At 59.4% G+C, this 23111-nt stretch carries 27 protein-coding genes; 4 read left to right on the top strand and 23 right to left on the bottom strand.

Annotated elements, in window-relative coordinates; genetic code table 11:
* Nucleotides 1-297: 297 nt before the first annotated feature.
* The 20 genes from N018_RS02785 to N018_RS02690 form a co-directional block, all read right to left on the bottom strand.
* A complete protein-coding gene (locus N018_RS02785; RefSeq protein WP_025388803.1) occupies nucleotides 298-807 on the bottom strand; it encodes a lysis system i-spanin subunit Rz in 510 nt (169 codons plus the stop codon).
* Nucleotides 804-1349, bottom strand: a complete 546-nt coding sequence (locus tag N018_RS02780; protein ID WP_025388802.1) for a glycoside hydrolase family 19 protein — start codon at nucleotides 1347-1349, stop codon at nucleotides 804-806. The genes N018_RS02785 and N018_RS02780 overlap by 4 nt, the downstream gene beginning before the upstream one ends.
* 240 nt (nucleotides 1350-1589) lie before the next feature.
* Complete coding sequence (locus tag N018_RS02775) at nucleotides 1590-2087, bottom strand: tail fiber assembly protein (RefSeq protein ID WP_024645947.1); 498 nt, start codon at nucleotides 2085-2087, stop codon at nucleotides 1590-1592.
* A gap of 333 nt (nucleotides 2088-2420) precedes the next feature.
* Nucleotides 2421-2987 carry a tail fiber assembly protein gene (locus tag N018_RS02770; RefSeq protein ID WP_024645948.1) on the bottom strand — a complete coding sequence of 189 codons (567 nt, stop codon included), beginning with the start codon at nucleotides 2985-2987 and terminating at the stop codon, nucleotides 2421-2423.
* A gap of 7 nt (nucleotides 2988-2994) precedes the next feature.
* Nucleotides 2995-4455: a hypothetical protein gene (locus tag N018_RS02765; RefSeq protein ID WP_024645949.1), complete on the bottom strand. Its 1461-nt coding sequence runs from the start codon at nucleotides 4453-4455 to the stop codon at nucleotides 2995-2997.
* A gap of 10 nt (nucleotides 4456-4465) precedes the next feature.
* Entirely contained in the window at nucleotides 4466-5065 is a 600-nt protein-coding gene (locus tag N018_RS02760) for a YmfQ family protein (RefSeq protein ID WP_025388801.1), read from the bottom strand.
* Nucleotides 5053-6093, bottom strand: coding sequence for a baseplate J/gp47 family protein (locus tag N018_RS02755; RefSeq protein WP_025388800.1), 1041 nt, complete (start codon nucleotides 6091-6093; stop codon nucleotides 5053-5055). Before N018_RS02755 ends, N018_RS02760 begins: the two co-directional genes overlap by 13 nt.
* Complete coding sequence (locus N018_RS02750; protein ID WP_025388799.1) at nucleotides 6083-6481, bottom strand: phage GP46 family protein; 399 nt, start codon at nucleotides 6479-6481, stop codon at nucleotides 6083-6085. Before N018_RS02750 ends, N018_RS02755 begins: the two co-directional genes overlap by 11 nt.
* Nucleotides 6478-6990 (bottom strand): phage baseplate assembly protein V, encoded by a 513-nt coding sequence (locus N018_RS02745; RefSeq protein ID WP_025388798.1) that lies wholly within the window; start codon nucleotides 6988-6990, stop codon nucleotides 6478-6480. Before N018_RS02745 ends, N018_RS02750 begins: the two co-directional genes overlap by 4 nt.
* Nucleotides 6987-8114 carry a phage baseplate assembly protein gene (locus N018_RS02740; RefSeq protein WP_025388797.1) on the bottom strand — a complete coding sequence of 376 codons (1128 nt, stop codon included), beginning with the start codon at nucleotides 8112-8114 and terminating at the stop codon, nucleotides 6987-6989. The genes N018_RS02745 and N018_RS02740 overlap by 4 nt, the downstream gene beginning before the upstream one ends.
* Nucleotides 8115-8117: 3 nt before the next feature.
* Entirely contained in the window at nucleotides 8118-9563 is a 1446-nt protein-coding gene (locus N018_RS02735; protein WP_025388796.1) for a DNA circularization protein, read from the bottom strand.
* Nucleotides 9560-11719: a phage tail tape measure protein gene (locus tag N018_RS02730; RefSeq protein WP_025388795.1), complete on the bottom strand. Its 2160-nt coding sequence runs from the start codon at nucleotides 11717-11719 to the stop codon at nucleotides 9560-9562. Before N018_RS02730 ends, N018_RS02735 begins: the two co-directional genes overlap by 4 nt.
* A gap of 130 nt (nucleotides 11720-11849) precedes the next feature.
* Nucleotides 11850-12146 carry a phage tail assembly protein gene (locus tag N018_RS02725; protein WP_024645957.1) on the bottom strand — a complete coding sequence of 99 codons (297 nt, stop codon included), beginning with the start codon at nucleotides 12144-12146 and terminating at the stop codon, nucleotides 11850-11852.
* Nucleotides 12143-12490: a phage tail tube protein gene (locus tag N018_RS02720; RefSeq protein ID WP_024645958.1), complete on the bottom strand. Its 348-nt coding sequence runs from the start codon at nucleotides 12488-12490 to the stop codon at nucleotides 12143-12145. Before N018_RS02720 ends, N018_RS02725 begins: the two co-directional genes overlap by 4 nt.
* 60 nt (nucleotides 12491-12550) lie before the next feature.
* Complete coding sequence (locus N018_RS02715; protein ID WP_024645959.1) at nucleotides 12551-14047, bottom strand: phage tail sheath subtilisin-like domain-containing protein; 1497 nt, start codon at nucleotides 14045-14047, stop codon at nucleotides 12551-12553.
* 18 nt (nucleotides 14048-14065) lie between these two features.
* Nucleotides 14066-14254 carry a DUF2635 domain-containing protein gene (locus N018_RS02710; protein ID WP_024645960.1) on the bottom strand — a complete coding sequence of 63 codons (189 nt, stop codon included), beginning with the start codon at nucleotides 14252-14254 and terminating at the stop codon, nucleotides 14066-14068.
* Nucleotides 14251-14841 (bottom strand): phage tail terminator protein, encoded by a 591-nt coding sequence (locus N018_RS02705; RefSeq protein WP_025388794.1) that lies wholly within the window; start codon nucleotides 14839-14841, stop codon nucleotides 14251-14253. The genes N018_RS02710 and N018_RS02705 overlap by 4 nt, the downstream gene beginning before the upstream one ends.
* Before the next feature lie 45 nt (nucleotides 14842-14886).
* Complete coding sequence (locus N018_RS02700; protein ID WP_024645962.1) at nucleotides 14887-15225, bottom strand: hypothetical protein; 339 nt, start codon at nucleotides 15223-15225, stop codon at nucleotides 14887-14889.
* On the bottom strand, nucleotides 15206-15595 hold the full coding sequence (locus tag N018_RS02695; RefSeq protein ID WP_003411734.1) for a hypothetical protein: 390 nt from the start codon (nucleotides 15593-15595) through the stop codon (nucleotides 15206-15208). The genes N018_RS02700 and N018_RS02695 overlap by 20 nt, the downstream gene beginning before the upstream one ends.
* Nucleotides 15596-15906: 311 nt before the next feature.
* Nucleotides 15907-16344 carry a hypothetical protein gene (locus tag N018_RS02690; protein ID WP_025388793.1) on the bottom strand — a complete coding sequence of 146 codons (438 nt, stop codon included), beginning with the start codon at nucleotides 16342-16344 and terminating at the stop codon, nucleotides 15907-15909.
* A 190-nt stretch (nucleotides 16345-16534) separates the two neighbouring features.
* On the opposite strand from N018_RS02690, the gene N018_RS02685 reads away from it, so the two are divergent.
* From N018_RS02685 to estP, 4 genes are all read left to right on the top strand, one after another.
* Complete coding sequence (locus N018_RS02685; RefSeq protein ID WP_024645964.1) at nucleotides 16535-17146, top strand: LexA family protein; 612 nt, start codon at nucleotides 16535-16537, stop codon at nucleotides 17144-17146.
* Nucleotides 17147-17298: 152 nt separating this feature from the next.
* Nucleotides 17299-17547: a DUF1654 domain-containing protein gene (locus N018_RS02680; protein WP_024645965.1), complete on the top strand. Its 249-nt coding sequence runs from the start codon at nucleotides 17299-17301 to the stop codon at nucleotides 17545-17547.
* A 121-nt stretch (nucleotides 17548-17668) separates the two neighbouring features.
* Nucleotides 17669-17911, top strand: coding sequence for a pyocin activator PrtN family protein (locus N018_RS02675; RefSeq protein ID WP_024645966.1), 243 nt, complete (start codon nucleotides 17669-17671; stop codon nucleotides 17909-17911).
* A gap of 105 nt (nucleotides 17912-18016) precedes the next feature.
* Nucleotides 18017-19939 (top strand): esterase EstP, encoded by a 1923-nt coding sequence (gene estP, locus N018_RS02670; protein WP_025388792.1) that lies wholly within the window; start codon nucleotides 18017-18019, stop codon nucleotides 19937-19939.
* A gap of 93 nt (nucleotides 19940-20032) precedes the next feature.
* Here estP and trpE read toward each other — a convergent pair whose 3' ends face one another.
* From trpE to rpe, 3 genes are all read right to left on the bottom strand, one after another.
* Entirely contained in the window at nucleotides 20033-21514 is a 1482-nt protein-coding gene (trpE, locus tag N018_RS02665) for an anthranilate synthase component I (protein ID WP_025388791.1), read from the bottom strand.
* 70 nt (nucleotides 21515-21584) lie between these two features.
* Complete coding sequence (locus tag N018_RS02660; RefSeq protein WP_025388790.1) at nucleotides 21585-22403, bottom strand: phosphoglycolate phosphatase; 819 nt, start codon at nucleotides 22401-22403, stop codon at nucleotides 21585-21587.
* On the bottom strand, nucleotides 22400-23074 hold the full coding sequence (gene rpe, locus N018_RS02655; protein ID WP_024645970.1) for a ribulose-phosphate 3-epimerase: 675 nt from the start codon (nucleotides 23072-23074) through the stop codon (nucleotides 22400-22402). The genes N018_RS02660 and rpe overlap by 4 nt, the downstream gene beginning before the upstream one ends.
* Nucleotides 23075-23111: the final 37 nt, after the last annotated feature.

Genomic DNA, 23111 nt, shown 5'->3' with positions numbered 1-23111 from the left:
ATCGAAGGCATACAGGTACGGGTCCGGCAGGGCCGGCAAGGAAATAGTCAGGCGCGCCAACGCCAGCGGGCGTGAGCCTTGATTACGCGCATCAAGAGTTTGCTGACAATTGTCACGGAAGGGGTCTCATCGGTACGTTTCGGGACATTAGCGTACCGAATGGGCCGGTGCAATATGAAAGTACCGGGCGGGACCGATTGATAGCCGGGCAAAGGCTGAAAAGAGGACCGCGCCTCCTTGCGGAGGCGGGATTGAGGCGGGGGCACGATGGCCGAGGGTGGGACGCCGAAAGGAACATCAATGCGCAATCTCGCGCACATAGGCTTGGCAGGCCTTCAAGGCGATCAATCCTTGATCGCCGTAATCGGTGATGGCGACAATTCGTCCAGCAGCCGCTGGGTCAAGTTCGCCTCGCGGGCTTCCATGAACCACGCCGCTGGTATCGGCGGCGACTGGCATTCCATTGCCACCGGCAGGGCTGGCGAGGAGGACTGACAACCGCAGATCAGCAGTAGCCAGACGGTCACGCAAACGGGCTTGAGAGGTTTGTGCATCGCTCAACTCCTTGTGAATGGTTGTGTCGCTATCGCGCAGGCGAACTTCCAGCGCCCGCCTTCGCGACTGTTCGGCGTTCTGCCAATCGATAACCGCGAGTGCCGCCTGCTCGCGTTCGCGCTGCCAGGTCAGCTGTTGTGTGGACAGTTGCAGGCCATAGCGGGCCGCCTGCGACTTCCAGGCAACCCATACGCCCAACCCCGACCCCAGCACGAACGCCAGGACCAGGAAGCGCACATCCAGCGCTTTCATGGCAGCACCTCCAAGGCACGCTGATAGAGCGCCTGTCTATCGGCAAGGCCATTCGTGCCGCCGTTGATACGCCGGGTGATCATCAAAAAGTCTCCCTTGTCAGCGAGCACATTGAGGTTGGCCCGATCCCAGAACCACGCCGCCGACATGGCGGCGTGGTCTGGCTGTTCGAGCAGTTGCGGCTGGCCAAGCAAGTCCAGCCCGAGCGCCTCCCCGCACGCCTCATAATTCGCTCGCCCCGTCACCTGAATCAGCCCACGGCCGCGGTAAAGCTGACCGTCGCCGTCTGCCTCTGGCGTATTGCCCAGACGCAGCGCCAACTGCCCGGTGTCGTACTTCGCCAGGTAGCTGTCGCTACCCAGTTCGCGCACATAACGAAGCTGCCCGGATTCATGCCCGACCTGGGCGATGAACCCGGCGATGCGCAGCCGGGTGTTGATGGAGTAGCGAGTCATGGCGATGTTGAGCGCAGGAACAAAAACGCCGGCTTGGAGGCCGGCGTTGGGGAGGATTTGTAGCAGTTGTTGGTGATTGATAGGCATGGTTACTCCTGCCTTGCTTATGACGCTCGTCAGCGTCCCCAATCGACGAAGCTCTCGTGACTCGAGAGCAACTCGCATTACGGGTAAAAACGCCCCCTATTGCGGGGCGTCATTACCTGGGTCGTTAGCAGCAGTCATATCAGCAGGTCGTGGCGATATCGAAAGCATAAACAGTAACGCCAGCTTTAGAGCCGGCGTCGAGTGCAATTCGTTTTTGCGCACGCCCTGCCAAATGGCCCACTACTCAGAAGGTGGCACATACACAAAAGGCTGCGCAGGCGCCACTGGCCAGTCGAACTTCCTTGGGTAACTTGGCAATGTGTCAATTTGGGAAAGCCGCACGCGATAAAGACGGAACGCGTAGAGCTCAGCGTTTATTGCTGGCACGGATTTCACTTGCGCTTCGGTCGCCAGATTCATTGCTATGGCGTCTTGAAGAATATCCAGTTCGTCCAGCAAAGAGTGGATTTGAGCGGTAGCGTTACTTGATAGGTTATTTCGCTGACTCGTCACCAGCTGCACGACCGACTCCTCGGTCGGCTCGAGAACCGGGCCAAACTCACCGGCGAGGGCACGGTTAAACAGATCGACTCCGTGAGCAGCGGAGTCATAGGGAGACGCACTAAAAGGCACCTCACCGTAAGTGTCTTTAAACTCCGCAAACAACACCCACAGGTTAATGTATGTGTGTGTCATATCGGACCAACGTGGATCGCGAGCGCTTATTACTGTGGACATATGAATACCTTTAATTTTCTATTGAGAGAGTATGGGTTTATGAATGATTGACGCTTGCGGGCGTCAGTGGACCTCCTGTGTCGTTTGAGCTGCATTGCGCGCCCGTCAGGGATGATGTTCAGTCGTTGTTGCTAGTCGAGGGGCATTGATCCTCCTCAGGGGCTTGCAGGACTGGCCCACCCCATGAGTCGATAAAGCTCTCCTGTTTAAAAGCGGACTGGATGGCGATAAAACAATGCCCCGTCAGTGCGGGGCAGTTCGTCTGTACTTGCGCCTTACAGGGGCTAGCTATTCAGTAGGCAACGGGCAAAAAAACCGCGCTCGCGGTCATGTCTAAAGGGCAGTTGCATCCGAGGGGGAGGACGGCCATTCGATCTGGATAGGGTAATCAGGACTTTGCTCAATCCGGTTCAGTTTGACGCTGTAGCGTTTCCATTCAAGCAAACTTGCCGTCTCGACCTCGGTGGCATCTCCCAGATCCACGGCATACTGCAATGGGGCAATACGTGTGGTTGCCTCCTGCAAACGCTGGTCGCGAACCAGCAGAGCAGCGGAAGCCAACGCGGCCTTTTGAGCTTCAGTATCAAGAGCCCAGTCACCCTCTCTCCAAACGTAGTATTTACCAGGCCATTGTTTGGTAGTGAGCCTTTCAGGAGGCGCACCCAGACTGGCCCATTCCTCTACAGAGCCGTCGTTTGTTCGATACATAGGGCCACGACTATCCGTGACCTGTTGCAGCTCATTATTGAACATCGTCCAGGCAAAGCCTGTGATCGGCGGGTTCAGCAGCTCCGGCAAACTTACCGCATTGCTGGGAGTTTGCTCGCCCAGCCCAGGGATAACCGGTAATTCAACAGGACCGATAAGGGCCCCGGCATCATCTATCAAGTAAGTAGGCATAATGTCCTCAGATCAGTTTAATACGGCCGGGATAGGCAATGTTGCGGCTACGGAAACGAATCCAGTTGTTGATTAAATTTGCGTTAACCTCGACAGCACCCATTATTCCGTTGTCTGTTGTCTCAGGGAGATAAGCTATGTTTCCAGCCGGAATTAAAGCTCCAGCCGGCAACGCTCCTCCGGGACCAGTGGAACTCATGCGTCCATCTGCTTGAGCATGAGCGTTCCCCAATGGGTAGGTGCCGGTGCTGACATCAGACCCGCTCCACTCCTGAGCCACCGTCCTCAGCCAGGTACCGTCCTGCCAAGAGCCGGCGACACGCGAAGTATCGACGCCACGTGACTCATCCAGTACCCGCAAGAACTCGCCCCTACCTTCGGGTCCTCGGAAGGTCAGCGCACCGTCACCACTGGTCCATCCACCTTCCTTGCCGGTCCGAGCTGCTTCGGTGTAAACCATCCCGGACTTTTGCGCATGGTCCCAAAGCCACGGCCAGTCAGCGCGGTTAAGAAGCCCACCATTCAACGCTCCGTATCCTCCTGGGCTGAACAACGTCGTTGTTTCGAAGACGGGTCGTCCCAACGGGGTGTTGTCGTAGCGTCCTACCGGCCACCAACTCCCGGCACCATCGCTGCGCAGATGCCACCAGTCCCCAGCCCCCATCAGAACCAGAAAGGAATAACCCGCTGCATTCAAATGGGTATGAAACCTGATCTTTTCCCCGGCAGATGCATTAACGGTCAGCCTGTTGCCACTGCCGTCTATCCTGCGAACGATGACATCCTTTACGCCTAGTGCGGCATTTGAGGAGGGCAGTGTGAACACACGATTGCCGCCAGTAGCATCCAGTAGCAGCAAATCCATCTGGTCTCTTGTAAAAGCTGTATCAGCATTGAACGAGAAGACTTGTTGAGAGTCGACCTCCTCTACCTCTGTTATTTTGCCGCGCTTGGTGATGTAAATCGCGTCAGTGTTAAAGACAAGCTCTACCCATTCCGCCGCGTTTAGCTTTAACGTATTACTACCAGAACCTAATAGGGAAATAACCTCGGCACCACTGGCCTTGATGGTTGCTGCTCCGGTTGATGCGTTATGAAAGGTCACGGATTTACCGATACCTACACTGGCAGTGGAAGGCAATGTGAGCGTGATGCCGGCGACGTTGATCCTGTGCCAGTTCCCCGCCACCCCCGGTAGAAGCGTCTGGGATGCTGTATACCCGACACCGGCACCACGATAGGCCTGCCTGGCCTGCAAACCAATCTGCGTAATAGCCGCAGAAAGCTGGTCTGTTCTGTTTTCGTCCGGCTGTTCGCCACCAGCGGCCATTGCATTCAAAATCTCCTGCGTCACCGAGTTTCCCCATGCCGCCGGGATCAGCGAGCCGGGGGTGCCGGTAGTCGGGTTTTCATCTACAAATTTGCCGCTGACCAAGCCTACGCTTGGCACACTCTTGGGATAATCCACATTGTATTCCTCAGTTGAAGTTAACGAATTCGACGCTGTGCGCCGGTGCCGCTCGACGGATCAAACACTCGATGGCGAGGCCGGGGTTGACCCCGAAGCGCTCGCCCCAGTAGCTGGCCCCGAAGCGTCGTCCCAGCCGCTGACGCCCGCCGGTGTTCAGGGTCCACATGAATTGCGCGTTCCAGGTGCCAAAGTGCGCCTGACCAAAACGCGAACGCCCCATACGGGGCGTTCGGTGTTCGGTCACAGTGGCATCGGGGTAGCCCTGACTGACGGCAATGTCGATGTAGAACGCTGCGTTCTGCCCTCCCACAGCCACCAGCCGCTGGCGCACTGACAGACGCCGGTCGGCAAACAGGGGTTTGAGCCCGAGGCATGGGTCGGGCAGGTTCATGACCCGCTCCCAGTCCGGCACCAGTTCGCTGACAGTGGCGGGGTCCATCTCGTTAAGCAGGTCGAACGCGCGACCATCGATGCGTGAGAACTCGCGGGACAGGCCGGTGATGACTTGTTGCAGTTCCGGCACCCGCTCCGGGTCCCAGGCGGGCCCGGGAGGTAACAGCGCTTGCAGTTGCCCGGCGTAATGCTCGGCGGTTCTTATGACGACCATTGGATGCCCCCGAACGTGAGTAACTGATTGGCGGCCGCTGCGACGTTGGCGACTGGTGAAACCAGTACATGATCAGTTTCGCCTGCCGCGCGGCTGATGGCCTCGGCGATGTGCGTCAGCAGCAGGGTTTCACCCAGCCCACCCTCGCGGTTGTGCAGGTCCAGCAGTTGCGCTTCGACCGCCGCCCGCACGGCAGAGGTATCGGGTGTAAGCCTTATCGTGTAAACCACCGGCTTTTGCACCGGCGCCAACACATACACATCGGCGGTAACCGGCCGCAGCGGCTCGATATAGGCGGCCATGTCGGCCAGTTGCCCGGCATCGGGAATCGGATCGGCGTCATCGTCACGCATGAAGAACACCGCGACCGTGCCAGGCCCCAAGTAGCGACGCACGCACCAGGCGCGTGTCACTCCTGGCAGTTCCAGCGCCCAGGTCACGTAATCATCCTGATTGCCGCCATGGGGGATGACCCGATAGGAGCGCACCACACGAGCCCTTAGCGACTCGATGCTTTCCTGCGCGATGCCACCGACCAGGCCGTCCCCGGTCACGATGAACGTACTGTCGATGCCTTCGACGGGCTGCACGGCGGTCATCACCAGACCGGCATCGGCGTTACCGAGAATGCCTGCGTCCACCGCTTCGACCGTGGTTGTGTTGTTGCCCGCAACCGTGGTGACACCTTTGGTCACTCGGTAGAAGCGTCCGTCACTGAATTGCAGCACGGTGTCTACATCCAGCACCGCACCGGCCGCAGCGGTAAAGCGCACCGTGCCACTCGAGGCCTGCGCAACCTTGCGTGGCTGGCGCAAGCGCAGGATGGCTTGCCGTTCGAGGGTGTCCTCGTCGGCGGTGTCCGGCAGAATCTGGTCGGCGATCCAGTCCTGATAGCCGTACAGCCCATAGGCCGCACCGCTGTGCGCGCGCGACAGTACCCGAGCATCGGACTGGCGCAGCGCTTCGTCGGCGAGGTCGACCTGGGTTCGGTTGATCAGCGCCGGTAACGTAGGCGTTTCAAACGGCATAAATCACCTGCCACTGTTCTGAGGGGTTGAAGCGCACGATCTGGCCGTCCGAAACGACCAGCTCGACGCCCAGGTTCAAGCGATTGCTCTGAACCTGTTCGGTAAGGATGTTGATGTGCTTGACCTGACCATCGTCGATCAGCCAGCCGAGCGCTTCGCGAGCGTAGAACTCGGCGTCGCGCTGGGTCTGTGCGGTCAGCCTGACCCGACGCAGCAGCCATAGCCTGGAGCCGATGCGGTCATTGACCTGTGCCGGATAGGTGTCGCCCCACCAGCCAAAGCGTTCGTCATCGTCGAACGGATCGTCAGTTTCGGCGCGGCGCCAAGTGAACAGACTGATCACCACCGAGCGCAGCAAGGAAGCCCGCAAAGAGCCTTCAATGATCATCCGGCACCTCCAACGGGCGGCCCGCTCTGGCCGTTACCGCCCTGCACGTTGCCGTGCAGATGGCTGATCTGGCTGATGCCTCCGGCAAGCTGGTCGCCCTGGGAGACAATCTTTCCGGTCTGGGTGATCTGCGGCGTGTCGAAATTCACGGCCACTGCTGCCTTGATGTTCAGGGTGCCGGTTTCGATGTCGATGACCTTGCCACGCTTGAGGTGGACCTTGTCACCCTCGTCGGTGTAGATCGCCACCTCGCCCGATTCCAGCCCTTTAAGGCGATAGCGACGGTCGGCCACCACCAGCAACAGACCGTGAGAACGATCGCCGCCGATGAAGGCAGCGATGCCTTCGGCGCCAGCCAATGGGTTGCTGGTGAAGCCGTAGGGTTCGAAGTGTTCCATATCGTCCTTGACCTCCCCGGCGGTGAGGCGCATTTGCAGCGCCTGCATTTTGCTGCTGGCCCTGGCGAGCACCACCGTGCCGCGCACCAGCATGCGGTTGAGTAAGCTCATGCGGTTGTTTCCTCGTCGATAGGCAGCAACCAGGAGTAAGCATCCTGATTGACCTGCACCTTGCTGCGCCTGCCGGGGTCACCGGGCTCGGCCTGAAAACCTTCAGGCGGACCGACCACCAGGGTGGTGGTCGTACCTTGATCACTCAGCGAGTAGGTCACGGCTGAAATCAGCATGTTCCTGCCGGTAAAACCGATCACCGGATCCACCACCTGCACCATGGTGTTGTGCCGCCATAGCGCACCGTTGGACTGCCGCCAGCCCTGTACCTTATAAGTGGTGAGCAGCGCTTTGCCCGCCCGCTGACCGCGCTCCCAATTGGCGCGACTCAGGGCAAGTTTGGGCGTGATCGGGGCGTCCTCATGAACGATGAGTACGCGAAGGCGCTTTTCATGCGCGGGATCGTCATACCGGGTATCAGTGACTTTGGCTGAGACCTCCGACGACTCCTTACCGAATGTCGTGTCATTACCGGTCTGTTGACCAATGACCCGGTACTCGGAGAAAAGCCCGGAAAAATCCCGCGCGATGACAGCGCTCAACACGTTCTTGCCGAGTTCGAGCGCATCTGCGGTCTGCCCTCGACTGCCCGGCCTGGCCAGCACTACGTTGCCGTACTCGTCATCAGTGGAAAAAATCCGGAACAGGGTCAACAGCCGGTCGATGGACTTGAACACGGTTTCGGCAGGCTCGATGGTGTGATCGGCCATTTTCGAGGTTTCCGGTATTTCGCTGATCACCGCTAACTTATAGGGCGCCGCCAGCGCCTCAACGATCTTCAGCACCCCGACGCCTTTCCACTGACTCGGCTTGTTGATGGCCGAGCAGTCAATAAGGTCGGCGGTTTTCGAGCGACCGGAAATCTTCAGTGTGACCTGCGTGCCGTCATAGCTGATCGGGGCGGCAAACACCCAGCCGGTCAGGATCAATTCGCCGCCGATACGCACTTCGCAGGCTGCCCCAGGCGTGATCGGGTGCAGCACTTCAGTGCCCGGCCACTGCCAGGTAATACTCACGTCGAAGCTGCGTGCCTGCCGCTCGATTCCGGCAGAGATTTCCACCGTTTTCCAACCGGCATAGTCATGTTTGTCCACCGTCAGGGTGACAACGTTAGGGTCGATCATGGGTCACTCCTGAGCGATCTTCAGCGTGCCGGGTGGCACGAAACCCGGATGGGCAAGCCGGTTGCGCTGGACGATTTCCAGCGCCCGGCTGGCGTCCCCGAATCGGCGATAGGCGAGCACCAGCGCCGGCAGCGGTTCGGACACCTTCATGTCCACTAGACGTACACCCGATGCCGCCACCGCGTTGAGATGGCGGACCAAGGCCTGACGCAATGCGTTCAGCGCCAGGTAATGCTCAGGGTCGGCTTTCAGCGACGCCTCCCAGATGGCTGAACTCAGCGTGTCCCGCAGTTCGATCACATCATCGGCAACCGGCACGTCTACGCGTTGCAGCGCTTGGGTGATCTGTTGATCCAGCGAAGGCACCACCGTGAGCGGCGTGACCGTCGTTGCCACCGGCATGCTCGCGACGATTCTCGCCACCTTGACCAACAGCGCATCCTGAACCAGGTTGGCAGTGGCCTGAGCTGTCACGCCGGTATCCTGCCCGCTGCTCTGATTGACCAGATTGATACTGGACACCGCCTCCGCCTGTTGCGTGGCTTCGGAAATGACCGACCGGTAATCAACCGTTTCAACAGAGGACACCCCACCGTTGCTGCTGGACCGGGCTGCCGTGCTGGTAAACGCGCTGGATCCCGACCCCGAGCCGGTTGAGGTGCCGCTGCCACTATTACCGCTAGCAGAACCACTCCCTGAACCGCTACCGTTCGAACTGCCGGAACCCTTTCCTGTGCTGGCCCCGCCGCTACTGCTGGTGCCGTTTGCTCTTCTTGAGCGGCGACTGTCGCCGTCGAAACTGGCGAAGAAAGTGGTAAACAGCGTGCTGACGGTCAGCGGCGCGTTGACCAGCGAATGCACCAGTGCGGTGACATCCGAATAGATCGTCATGAACGGTGCAAACTGCCGCTGGATAGTGGCAAATACGCCAGACAACGCACTGCGCAGCGCCTGAATGTTGATACGCACAGCATCCACAGTCGCCATCACCAGGCGGTAACGCCTGAGTGCCGAGTCGAGCAGACTCTCGGATGCCCCCAATAACAGCCGTCGGGTGTTGAGCGTGGACACCGGAAACTTGAGCGGGTTGGCCGGGTAGAACTTCAGCTCCAGCCGTACAATCCCGCCTTCCGCCAGGTTGTGCGTGATGCTGCATTCCCCAACCTGAACCTGCATGCGGCCCAGCCACGGATGCACCAGTTCGCCAGCGCCTTCTTCTTCCAGCGCCTGCAGCAACTTGTCCCGCTGTTCGAAACAGTCGCGACCGACAATAAAGGCCGTCAGCGTGTGAACTTGCGACTGCTTGCCCAGTGACTCGAAGTACGGCTCGTCGCGTTGTGGAAATTCATGCAACTGCCCCTTGCGGCCCACCGGAACAACGGCTTTTTCAATGAAAAAACCGATGCCCCGGAAAGACGCGGGCAGCAGGCTGTCACGCCATGTACTCATGATTCGGCTCCTGCGCCGAGGGTTCGATAACCGACGTTTGGCGATATCGTCAAACCCGGCTGGTTGGTTTGTACGGGGCCCGGACGCATACCCGCAGGCGCGTTTTCAAAGCGAATGTTGAGCTCGCCTTCAAGCCGCGAGCCCGCTCCCGCAGTACCCTGTTGCAACAACAGGCTGCCGGGAGCAGGCAGGTTCGGCGCGCCAAGCAACTGACTGGTCGGCGGCACACCGGTCGCCAGGTTGAGCTGTTGCTGTTTAGAACGGCTGGCCTCAACCGCATCCGCCGCCAGAAACGCTCCGGTCCCGCCGCCAGGCCCGGCGTTGCGCTCTCGTTGCTCTTCAGCGAACTGATTGACCTTTTCGGTCGCCCGTTGCAGCAGCGACTTATTAGTGTCACCGCCAAACCAGCTCATGATCGGTTCGACGAACGGCTTGATGTCCGCCCACAAATCCGCGAACCAGGTTTTGATCGGCGCCCATTTCTCGATCACCATGCCCAGCGGCGAAAAACTGAACAGCGTTGCCAGTACATCGGTAAACGGCTGCGCCTCGGTCTTGACGGTTTCCCACAAGCCGGCGAAGTACTCGGACAACGGCTGCCAGTTCGCCACGATCATGCCCAGCGGCGACCACGCGAACAGCGTCTGCAGGAAATCGAAAAACGGCGTGGCCAGCGCTTTGATCACGTCCCACAGCGCCGCAAAGAACTCGGACAGCGGCTGCCAGTTGGCTGCGATCATGCCAATGGGCGTCCAGGCGAATACCGCCTGGAGTACGTCCCACAGCGCCATGACCGGCCCACGAATCGCCTCCCAGATCGTCTGGAAGTAAGGTGCGACGGTCGACCAGTTGGCGATCAGAAAACCTGCCGCCAGCGCCAGGCCACGCACAATAAGGCCCAGCGGTGACATGCCCATCACCAGGCTCAACACCCGGGCCGCGCCCGTTGCAGCCATCACCGCGACTTGCAATACGCCGAAAGCAATCGCAGCGCCCACGACGCCCTTGATCACGCCAGGGTGTTCGGCCGCCAGTGCGGCGACCTGAGAAATCATCGGCCCGATCACGGCCATTGCTTCGTTCATCGCCGGCAGAAACATGCTGCCGATATTGATGCCCAGACGATCGACACGGTTGGTCATCTCTTTGATGGCCGTGGCCGTGGTCTGGGAGTTGTCCGCGAACTCCTTCTCTATAGAACCGCTGTTCTGCACGCCCTCCCCGACCTTGGCCAGGTTGGACCTGAGCACATCGAGGTTGGCCAACAGCGGTGTGATCGCACCCAGCGATTCGGCGCCGAACAGTTGCGTGATGACCTCCGACTGTTTGCCGGGGTCAACACTGGAGACCGCCGTCAGGACCTTTTCAATGGTCCCGGACGGGTCGCTTTGCATGCCTTGGGTCAGTTGATTGACGTCGAGTTGCAACGCCTCGAATGCCCCGGCTTTGGCTGCGCCGCCCTCGGTCAACGACTGCATGAATCGCTTCATGCCGCTGGCGGCCACATCGGCCGGTACGTCGACGCTGGCCAATGTAGCGCCCATTGCCGCCAGTTGCCCGGAAGCCAGGCCTGCCACCGGCCCGAGCGGGCCCATGGCAGTGACCATGGTGGCGATTTTCTTTTCCAGATTGTTGCCGCCGAGTACGTTGATCTTCTCGGACAGCGCCGCGACTTGCGGTTGAGTCATCTGGAACGAAGATCGCCACGAGGCCATCATGTCGCCCGACTCGGCCGCCGTTTGATCGAATGCGACACCCATTTTCACGGCATCACTGGCAAAGCCAGTCAGCTCTTCACGCGGCACATTGGCCTTGGCACCGGCGGCGACAATCGCCGCAATGCCATTGGCGCTTTCCGGCAGCCGTTCACTGAGGTCCAGAACGTCGGAACTCATCTGCTGGAACTGCTGCGGTGTTTCAAACGTCACTGACCGTTTCACGCCGGCCATGCTGCTCTCGAAACCGATCGCCGCCTTTACCCCGGCAATCAAGGGCTCTGTAAAAGCATTGCCCTTGATCACACCAGCAACGTCGATATCTCCCAGACCTGAGCTTTCAAGCCTGGTCCGGAAGCCATCAACATTGTTGCGGATAGTTGCCAGCGTTGGAGACAGCTGGTCGACGCCGGTAATCAGCGTTCTGATAGTGTCTGCCATCACTCCCCCTGCAGGATCTGGTTGATGCGTTGCGCCTGCAAGATCGACTCGGTGATGACGTCCAGCTCCCTGGACATCATCAGTTCGGGATCGGTCTTCCAGAAGTACGCGAGGTCGTAAACGACGGCGATCAGGCCTTCAAGGTCGCTGATGCCGCTGCCATGAAAAAACTCGCGACCTTCCAGCTCAACGTGTTGATGTCGCACAGATCCATCTGATTGACCGACGATGGCGGGATGCCGGCGCAGACGGCGATGTACTTCGCCGCCACGTCCAGATCCAGCGACACGTCTTCGTTCTTGTCGATCTTGTACGGCAGGGCCTTGATGGCCCGTGCTTCCTGCGCCGTAGGACGTCGAAACGTCACCTGCGAAAGGGTTTCCCCATGCGCCTCGATCGGGCTCGCCAGGTCGATGACTTCACTCATTGCCAGCTCCCCTGATTGCCGTCGAATTTCAGCTCGATGGTGCCGTCGTCAGCTTTGCTGATTGGCTCATCGACCAGGTAGGCGCCGGACAGGACGTAGGTCTTGCCGTTCTTGAATTCACAGGTGATGGTCATGTCCACACCGGTGGTGAGCAGCTTGAGCGGCAGATCTGCGGTATGAACGGCGGTGAGTTTCAACCACGCGGCTTTGTCGACTTCCTTGTAGTAGCCCGGCACGACGGTATCGCGCTTGATGTTCATCAAAGGCGCTTCGCCGCCGCCGCTGATAGTCAATTGGGTGCCATCCACTTTGATGTAGCAGGTACCCGCAACTTTCTGACCCATGTTGTTTATCTCCAGAATGAAAAAACCCGCACGAGGCGGGCTTGAAAGGGTTGGTTAGGCTTATGCCGCTTCGTCGTACTGCAAGCGGAACTGGTTGAGCAGCGCGAACACGCGCAGGCCGTTGATGTAATCAGGCGGGAACATCACGTTCACGCGGCTCGGATCATTGCCGTCACGCTCGACGATCAGGTGCTGGGCGAACACTTCAGCGTTCTCCACGTGACCTTCCTCTTCAAGGCGGGCGTACTGCGCAATCAACTCGCCACGAATGGTGCTCGGCGTGATGATCGGCTGACCGGCACCGAAACGCGTGCCATCGCTGGCCAGCTTGTGACGACCGTACTTGCTGGTGATGATCCCTTGCAGACGACGAATGATGAACGCCGACTGGTGCATGGTTTCGCTGTCCAGATAGGAGTTGTCAGCCTGGCCGTAAGCGTTCTTCTGATAGGTGGTGATCGAGCGCTGGATGCGCACATAACCGCCTTCGTAGTACGCCGTGGCAATGCCGTAACGCAGCAGCGACTCCCGCTCGGTCAGCGTGAAACGCTGACTGGCTGGCGCCGGGTCCAGGCCAGGCATAGTGCCGCTCTGGGTCGGACGGCTGGCGTCGGCAGAAATGAACACCGCCGTGCGCGCAGCCAGTGCGGCGGCTTGCAGCCAGACCGGCTGCGGAACACCGGTTTCCACGCCCTGAAGGGTGATGTGCTGATCGTTACGCAGTTGACCTGCGGCCACAAGCGTACCGACCGTGCCGCGCTTGGCGCTGTACACATGGCCGTACAACTGACGGGCCCAGCTCCAGCGACCGGTGCTGTCGTCCATTGCCGCTTTCCAGGCATCCAGTGTGGAGGTGTCGGTCCAGGGCATGCAGATGAACTCGAACGGTTCGTCGCCAAGTGCAGCCAGTGCCTTGAGCTGATCAGGCGTACCCACGCCACCAGTCATGGCCGTGACTGCCGCCGTCAGGCCAGCAGGAATGACTTCGCCATTGGTCTTGCCTTGGCGATTGAATTCCAGCTGGATGTCATTGCCGCTTGCCCCGCTCCATTTGCAGGAAAGAGTCAGCACGCCGGCATCGACAGCCGCAGTGATCGGCAGGTCAGGCGTGGCGTTGATCTTCACCGACAGCGCAGTCGCGGCTTGCGCAGCGGTTGCACCGTTGACGACAGTCGCCTGCACACGGGTACCGCCAACATACAGATTCAGCAGGCCAGGCTCGGTCGAGGCGCCCGTCAGGGTGACGGTTGCAGCGGCCTTGACGCCTTCGGTGTTGAGCAGCGGCAAGCACCAGACTTCACCGGTCGGATCGGCCTTGCGCCAGGTTTCATACATAGCGGCCAGCATGGAGCCCTGCCCACCAATGTTTTTCGCCAGTGCCACGCTGGGCACCAGCACCAGGGAGCCGAGTTCAGGTCCGGACACATCGTCGTTGACCTGCGCAACGATCAGGCGACGCATGCTCGCCGACGCACTGTTGGCAGCCGAGTTGTCCATCTCCGCATAAAACAGCGGCACGCGAACATCGGATGGAATGTTGTTAAAGCTGATAGCCATTGTTGGGCTTCCTCTTGGTTAGGCTGTGAAGGCCTGATAGGTGGTAGGGGATTGCTCGGTTTGAACGGTGATATCGCCGTCGTTCTGACGACGCTGCCACCAGGCATTGAAGGTGACCTGCCGACCTTCGACGGGCAGCAAATCGCCCGCCTCCGGGTCCGGCACAGTGCGGCCTTCGGCCGGTACTACGGTGATGCGTTGGTTCATGGTGTTACCTCTGCTGTGAACTTCGCTTCGAGACGGCCATCAGGGCCGGGGAATTTCAGATTCGGGTCTGCGGGATCGACGCAATCCATGTCGATGGTGGCGCCAGTGAAACCGGGCAAACCGTCCAGATACGCTTCGTGCCAGGTTTCGGCGGGCTGATCCGAAGTGTTGCGACCCAACTGAAACTGCGCGGCAAAGCCGAAGCGATACGTCACGCGCGCGCCACTGATCTGCACCAGCGCACCGCCTGTGTATTGCATTGCGTCGTAATCGTGGCCAGCGTTCCAGCCCACCAGTGCGCGCCACAGTTCGGCGCGAACAGCATGCAGTTGATCGCTGGCCTGCTGCCCGCGCTTGTCGTCGCCTTCCAGCACCACCACGATGTCGATCTGGTCGGTGATGTTCTGGCGAATGACGTTCTGCAGATCATTGGCCGTGGCCAGATCACCACTGGCGATGACATAGGCCGAGGGGTGCGCAAGCTGATCGCCAAGGGCAACCGCAGCCCAGTCGATGCCGGCGCTGATCCGACCGGCAAAAGTCGGGCAGGTCGCCTGCAAATGGGCAACTATCGGGGTTATCTTCATGAGGGTTTCCGCGTTTAATAGGTGTTGATCTGGCGTAAGGAATGCCTACTGGTTCGCCTGGCACAGAACTTCATCCGCCTTGTCCGCCGCGCGACTGACCGCATGCGCAGCCTGGCTGGCTATCGATGCAGCGGTTTCGACCTTGTCTGCTGCCTGAGTCGTGGTTTCGGCCAGCCTGTCCAGGCGGCGATCCCGCTTGCCCATTGCTGCGTCGTAGGCGTCGCGAACCTCGGCCAGTTGCTGCGTATGCTCGGCATTCGCCGACCACTGCCCTGCCTGAAAGCCGAGCATCAGGCAGCCAGCGACTAGCAGCACGGAAATCAGCCATACCTCCAGGCGCCGCCACCAATGGCGAGCGATGAAATCAATTGCGCATCTGTGCATCGTTTGCACCTCCGAGTTGGGATCGCAGCCGGGCGATTTCGGCGCTTTGCGTGGTGACCTTGTCGGTGAGCTGAACGATGTGACTGGTGAGGGCTTCAATCTTGCCTTCCATCCGGCCAACCGCTGCGGCGAGCTCGTTGCGCTCCTTGGCAAACTGATCAGCCCGCGCTTCAGCCTCCTTGCGAGCCTGTCGCTCGGAGTCGAGCAGTTCATTGAGGCGCCGGACCGTGCCGATGTCCGCGTTGTCCATCGCCCGGTCTGTTGCATCTCTGGAAAGAAACTTGCGCAGCCACAAAAAGCCGCCAAGCAGAATCGTGCCCGTGCCGCCCAGCCAGGTAGCTGTGCCTGGGCCTAGGTCGGTTGGGTCCATCATTACTCCTGGAATAAAAAAAGCCGCACAGAGGCGGCCAGAAAATGTGCTTGATTATTTGCTGAAAAACCCTGCCGAGGCGGGGTTTGAGGTGAGTCAAGATTGAGCGGTTGGTGCCCTTGAAAAGTCCGTATCCGGCTGCAGCCCTGAGGCGCAAATCGCATATCGTGGGACCTTTTTACCCCCCTCCGGAAAGGCTGGGAAGGGGCAGTTTCGGGGTGGGTCGAGTTTGACCGGAGTTCAACATGAGTTCGACCACAGCTGTGCGATCGCCCCGGATAAACGGTATCGGAGACCGTTTTCATACGCGCTTATCCAGCCCTGAAAACGTCATCCTTATGGCTTCTGGAAGCGCTGCGCTCAGACAGGATCGCGAGTACTTGCTGATGAAGCTTGTTGATCCAGTTGCGATAGGTGCGGTCTGCGCCTTCGTTGATACCGACCAGGCGCATCTGTTCACGCACAGGCAAGGCTTCGACGTAGCGCAGGGTCGCCAGCTGAGCCAGTTCAGGTCCGCGACTCTTGGCAGGACTGCGTGCCATCTGCGCAATGGCGGCTTCGACTTCGCTGCTTATATAGTCCATGCCGCTGCCATTGCCGATCAGCGCCCGCGAACCGGGTGTGCGACGCGGAATGTAGGCGCCCCACTCCATGATGCCGGCCATCGGGCTGCTCAACCCACCGCCCAGCCCCACACGCATGCGTTGCTCGCCCCAGTGCTGCATGACGACTTCTACTTTCTCGATCATTGTCTGTGTCCTGTGCCAATCTGCTGAAATGCCTCGCGAGCGATAAACCCGGCAAAGCTGGAACGACAGACAATACAATTTGTATTTTTTAGAGACAACCGGCTTTTACAATATGTATATTGCCGATCACCCTACAGCCTGTATGATTCGACGCATGAACAGAAAATGGTATGAAGTCGCAAGACAGGTCATGGAAACCCAGGAAATCAGCCAGGAAGAAATGGCTGAGCGTATGGGCGTTACACCCGGCGCGGTGGGGCATTGGCTGAACGGCAAGCGCGAGCCAAAGATCGAGGTGATCAATCGATTTTTGACCGAGCTGGGCCTGCCGATCCTCGCGACATCGATTCCATGGCACGAATCCACACTGGATAACGTGGCGCCTGCGGTGCAGCCCTCGCGTTTCTATCGCTATCCAGTCATCAGCTGGGTCGAAGCCGGAGGCTGGAACGAGGCCGTCGAGCCTTACCCTGCCGGTTACTCCGACACCTTCGAGATCAGCGACTATAAAGCCAAGGGCCGTGCCTTCTGGCTGTTGGTGCGTGGCGACTCGATGACTGCGCCTGCCGGACAGAGCATTCCCGAAGGCATGTTGATCCTGGTCGACACGGGGCTGGAGCCAACGCCCGGCAAGCTGGTCATCGCCAAGCTTCCCGAGAGCAACGAAGCTACGTTCAAGAAGCTCGTTGAAGACGCAGGACGCTACTTTCTCAAGCCGTTGAACCCCGCCTATCCGACATTGCCGGTCACCGAAGACTGCAAGCTGATCGGGGTCATCAGGCAAATGACGATGCGCCTCTGACGCCCGAATGATCTGCTCAAGCCCCGATAATCGGGGCTTTTTTGTAGGCCTTGCTCAGGCGCCGTCCTACGTTGAAATAGGAAAAATTTGTAGCTTGCGTGAGAAACACCCCTCAATTACTGTATGCACATACAGTAAAAAGGAGTTAACGCATGCTTAATCAGTCCCCCGGCAACTCGCAACACGACGCTTACCTGGCTCTGGCGCAACGTATTCAAGACGCTATCGCCAGTGACAAGGCCCAGATCGAACATCAAGTGCTGCTGATCAGAGAGCCTGGCGAGTCAGTGGCCCATTGGGAGCATATCGTCGATCAGATTAGCGAAGCCGAGGGCATCAGCGTGAGCCGTAACCCTGAAAATGGCACTGCGCACGTGTCCTGGTACATCGACTCCCTGTAAAGAGAACAATACAAATCGTAGTTAAAATACAAACTGTATTGTCAATCTGCACTACATATCGTATTGTTTGTCTGGGCCCCACTTCGGGAGTACCGACATGCAAACCATAGGGAGTCATGGAATGAACGAAATACTGGATCAACTTCGCAAAGAATTCGCCACGCCGTGCCCTTCGCTGAGCGCCGTCAGGGAGCGTTATTTTTCGCACCTGTCGAATGACCGAAACCTGCTGCGCAAGATCAATGCGGGCCGCATTGACTTGAAGGTCAACCGCACAGGCGGAACTCGGCAGGGCCACCCGTTTGTCTACCTGCACGACCTGGCCAATTACCTGAGCGGTATTGTGACCAGCAGGGCAGCGTGAGCTCAAAAAAGAACCGCCGCTCGGTTATTGGTTTCAGCGACCTTTGCAGCCATGAGAAATCTTGCTACGTTCCCGCTACAAAACAAAAACAAGCAGGATACGTTCATGACCAATACATCAAGGCGCTGGCCATTCCTGGCCTGTCTGCTGTCGCTGGCCTGTGGCAGCGCCGCTGCGGCACCCTACTCAACAATGGTGGTGTTCGGCGACAGCCTGGCAGACGCCGGGCAGTTTCCGGACACTGCGGGGCCGGCGGGCTCCACGTTGCGCTTTACCAATCGGGTAGGCCCGACCTATCAGGACGGCAGCGGCGAAGTGTTCAATCTGAACTCATCCACCTTGATCGGCCGCATGCTGCATGCTCCAGCGGGAGATCTGGCGGCGTCCACATCGCCAGTGAATGCCGCACTCGGCGCGGCGGATGGCAACAACTGGGCTGTCGGTGGCTATCGAACGGACCAGATTCTTGATTCGATCAACTCGCAATCCACGGTCGTCGACCCAAACAGCGGCACGCTGTTGCGCAGCCGCACCGGCTATCTGCCCGCCAACAGTTTTCGTGCCGACCCCAACGCACTCTATTACCTGACCGGTGGCGGCAACGACTTCCTTCAAGGTCGCGTGTTGAGTGCCAGCAGCGCAGGCCAAGCGGCCAACCAATTGGCTGACAGCGCGCAAGCTCTGCAACAGGCGGGGGCGCGCTACATCATGGTCTGGCTGCTGCCAGACATTGGTAAAACGCCAGCCTTGAGCGGCACACCGCTGGCGTCAGCGACCTCGGCCCTCAGCGCGGCCTTCAATCAGCAACTGGTCAGCCGTCTGGCGCAGATCAATGCGCAGATCATCCCGCTCAATGTGCCATTGTTGATCTCTGAAACGCTGGCTGAACCGGCCCGCTTTGGTTTCGACCCCAACGAGAATCTGGTCAGCACCTGCTTCAGCGGAGACAGTTGCCGAGAAAGCACCACCAACGGCAAGTCCAGCGCCACGCCGAATCCGAACCGACTGTTCTTCAATGACCGTGTGCACCCGACCGAAGCCGGCCAGCGGCTACTGGCTGACTATGCTTATTCATTGCTGTCGGCACCGTGGGAAATCACCCTGCTGCCGGAAATGGCCAACAGCACGTTGCGTATGCATCAGGACGAAATTCGTGCGCAATGGCTCAGTGACTGGGGTAACTGGCAAGGCATCGGGCAGTGGCAGAGCATGCTTTCGGCTGGCGGTCAGAAAATGGACTTCGACGCGCAGGACAGCTCGGCTGATGCTGACGGAAGAGGCTATAACCTGACCATTGGCGGCAGCTACCGGTTTGCCGAAAACTGGCGCACAGGGATTGTCGCCGGGGCGTATCGCCAGAATCTTGAAGCAGGCCCCAGGGACTCGGACTACACACTCAACAGCTACATCGCCACTGCGTTCCTGCAGTATCAGGCCAATCACTGGTGGGGTGATCTGGCGGTGTCGGGCGGCAAGCTGGACTACGAAAATGCCGAGCGCAAGTTCGCGCTGGGCGTCAGCGAAGGTCAGGAGAAAGGCGATACCGACGGCGAAATGTGGGCTGTCAGCGGGCGAGTCGGTTTCGACATCGCGGGCCCGGCCAGTCGCTGGCACTTGTCGCCGTTCGTCAGCGCCGACTATGCCCATATCGATGTCGATGGCTATTCAGAAAAAGGCGACCGATCTACAGCGTTGACCTTCAGTGATCAGACTCGCAAATCCCGGCGTGCAGGTGTTGGTGTGCAGGGCAAGTTCCAGGTGACACCGAGCACGCAAGTGTGGGGAGAAGTCGCACGGGAAAGAGAGTTCGAGACCGATCAGCAGGACGTGACCATGGCGCTCAACAGCGTCCAGTCAGTGGGTTTCACACTGGAAGGCTACACGCCGCAACGCGACCTGAACCGGGCCACGCTGGGCGTCAGTCAGAAGCTGACTCAGGACCTTACATTGCGCGGCAATTACAACTGGCGCAAGAACGACGACATGACCCAGCAAGGAGTGAATGTTGCGTTGAGCCTGAGTTTCTAGACAGGCCGCTGGAGCGTGAGGAAGAACGGGGGCTCCAGAGCAGCATCGTGCGACGCTCCGCGTCCGCTTTCGGACGCAGAGCACCAGGCCGACTTAATCCTCGGCGGTCTGCGAGGCCAAGGCTACGGCGCGGAACATGGCGCGGCGTTTGTTCAGGGTTTCTTCCCATTCCAGTGCTGGCACCGAGTCCGCGACGATACCGCCGCCAGCCTGTACGTGCAGCTCGCCGTTCTTGATCACCGCAGTACGGATCGCAATCGCGGTGTCCATGTTGCCGTTCCAGGCCATGTACCCCACCGCACCGCCGTAGACGCCACGTTTGACCGGTTCCAGCTCGTCGATGATTTCCATCGCACGGATTTTCGGTGCGCCGGACAAGGTGCCAGCGGGCAGAATCGCGCGCAGCGCGTCCATCGCCGTCAGCCCGCTTTTCAGCTGGCCAGTCACGTTGGACACAATGTGCATCACGTTGGAATAACGCTCGATGACCATCTTCTCGGTCAGCTTGACGGTGCCGATCTCGGACACCCGACCCGTGTCGTTACGCCCCAGATCGATCAGCATCAAGTGCTCGGCGATTTCCTTGTGATCGGACAGCAGGTCCTCTTCCAGCGCAAGATCTGCCTCTTCAGTGGCGCCGCGTGGCCGCGTACCGGCGATTGGTCGCACAGTGATCAGGTTATCCTCGACCCGCACCAGCACTTCCGGCGAACTGCCGACGACATGGAAGTCGCCGAAGTTGAAGAAGTACATGTAAGGCGTCGGGTTGAAGCAGCGCAATGCCCGGTACAAATCGATAGGTGCAGCCGAGAAATCGATGGACATACGCTGTGACGGCACGACCTGCATCACGTCGCCTGCGAGGATGTACTGCTTGATCGTGTCGACCGCGGCTTCATAGTCACCCTGCGTGAAGCTGGAGCGAAACACCGGGTCGGCAGCAGGAGGCCTGTCCAGATCCAGACCGCGACGCGGCGTGATCGGCCGGCGCAGTTTGTTCATCAGTTCATCGAGCAGCGCGACGCCACTGTCGTAGGCATCCTGTTGCGCCGGATCAACCAGCACAATGGCGTGCATCTTGCCCGCCAGGTTGTCGAATACCACCACCGCATCGGACACCATCAGCAGGATATCCGGCACGCCCAACGGGTCAGGGTTCGGGCAGTTGGCCAGACGTTTCTCGACATAACGCACACAGTCATAGCCAAAGTAGCCCACCAGCCCGCCATTGAAACGCGGCAGACCGGCAATCGTCGGTACGTTGTAACGCGCCTTGAAGGTCTCGACAAAATCCAGCGGGTCGTCGACATCCAGGCTTTCAATTTCGAGGCCATCGTGGGTCACGCTGACGTGATGACCGTGCACACGCATAACGGTGCGGCATGGCAGACCGATGATCGAATAACGACCCCATTTCTCGCCGCCCTGCACCGACTCCAGCAGATAGGAATTCGGTTGATCGGCAAGTTTGAGATAGATCGACAGCGGCGTATCGAAGTCAGCCAGGGTTTCGCGGGCAAGCGGGATACGGTTATAGCCGTCGGCGGCCAAACGCAGGAATTCTTCACGGTTCATGAGCAACCTCGTGGTTTGAGGATAAAACGGTCAGTTGAGCAAACGTGCCGGCAGGCCGGCCAGAATCAAGTCAGGCGCGCCAACGCCAGCGGGCCAGGGCCTTGATGACTTTCATCCAGAGTTTGCGAGTGACCACCACGATGGATTCTCTTAAGGAGGGACGTTTGACGTCGGGCAACAGTATCTCAGCGTCCCGATCCAGGCAACCGGGAATCAGCCTGCGCAGATCGTCGATCACCAGCGCCGGGTTTTCCTCGGCAATCGGCCTGCCGTGGTTGTAGCCGTAACTCAGCGCCACGCAGGCCACACCGGCCGCTTTGGCGGCTTGTACGTCACTGCGCGAGTCGCCGACAAACAGCGATTGGGAGGCGGGGATACCGGCCATTTTCATCACGAAGAACAGCGCGGCCGGGTCAGGCTTTTTCTGCGGCATGGTGTCGCCGCCGATGATCCAGCGGAAGAAACGCCCCAGCTTCATCTCATCAAGCAAAGGCGCCACGAAACGCTCCGGCTTGTTGGTGATGAGCGCCATCTCGACGCCCATCTTCTGCAACCACTTCAGGGTGTCACGTACGCCGGGATAGACCGCCGTGAACTCATGCTTTTCGGCATAGGCGCGCATGAAAATCTCCAGCGCCTGAGCGGCCAGCGCGTCATCGACGCCACTGTGATCGAGATCATTGGCCAGCGCCCGGCGTACCAGCACCGGCGCACCATTGCCGATCCAGGTGCGGACCGCCTCAAGACCGGCGGGGGGACGCCCAAGCTCGCTCAGCGTCTTGTCCACCGCGACGGCCAGATCAGGAACCGAATCCACCAGAGTGCCATCCAGATCAAACATGATCAGCTTTGGCAGCTTGCCTGCGAACAGCGTTTCAAGGCCGCTCATGCGCGGGCTGACGCCAGCTCTGTGCGCATTTTCTCGATCACTTCGCGATAGTCCGGCGCGTTGAAGATCGCCGAGCCAGCCACGAAGGTATCAGCCCCTGCCGCCGCAATTTCGCGGATGTTGTTGACGTTGACGCCGCCGTCGATTTCCAGACGGATATCGCGTCCGGAGGCCTCGATCAGTGCCCGCGCCTCACGCAGCTTGTTGAGCGTGCCGGGAATGAATTTCTGCCCGCCGAAACCGGGGTTGACGCTCATGAGCAGGATCATGTCGACCTTGTCCATCACGTACTCCAGCAGGTTCAGCGGCGTGGCCGGGTTGAACACCAGACCGGCCTTGCAACCGCCTTCGCGGATCAACTGCAGCGAGCGGTCGATGTGCTGGGTCGCTTCCGGGTGAAAGGTGATGTACGTGGCACCGGCCTCGATGAAATCGCCAATGATGCGATCCACCGGGCTGACCATCAGATGCACATCGATGGGCGCGGTCACGCCGTACTTGCGCAGCGCGCTGCACACCATCGGACCAATGGTCAGGTTCGGGACGTAGTGGTTGTCCATGACATCGAAGTGGACAAAGTCAGCGCCGCTGGACAGCACATTGTCGACTTCCTCACCCAGACGGGCGAAATCAGCGGAAAGGATCGATGGGGCAATAACGAAGGGCTGCATGACGCACCTGTTTGAGCAGAATCACGGTGCGCGGATT

The sequence above is a fragment of the Pseudomonas syringae CC1557 genome, from assembly GCF_000452705.1.
Lineage (GTDB): Bacteria > Pseudomonadota > Gammaproteobacteria > Pseudomonadales > Pseudomonadaceae > Aquipseudomonas > Aquipseudomonas syringae_F.
Note: the sequence above shows the minus strand (reverse complement) of the source record. Positions and strands in the feature narration are given on the sequence as shown.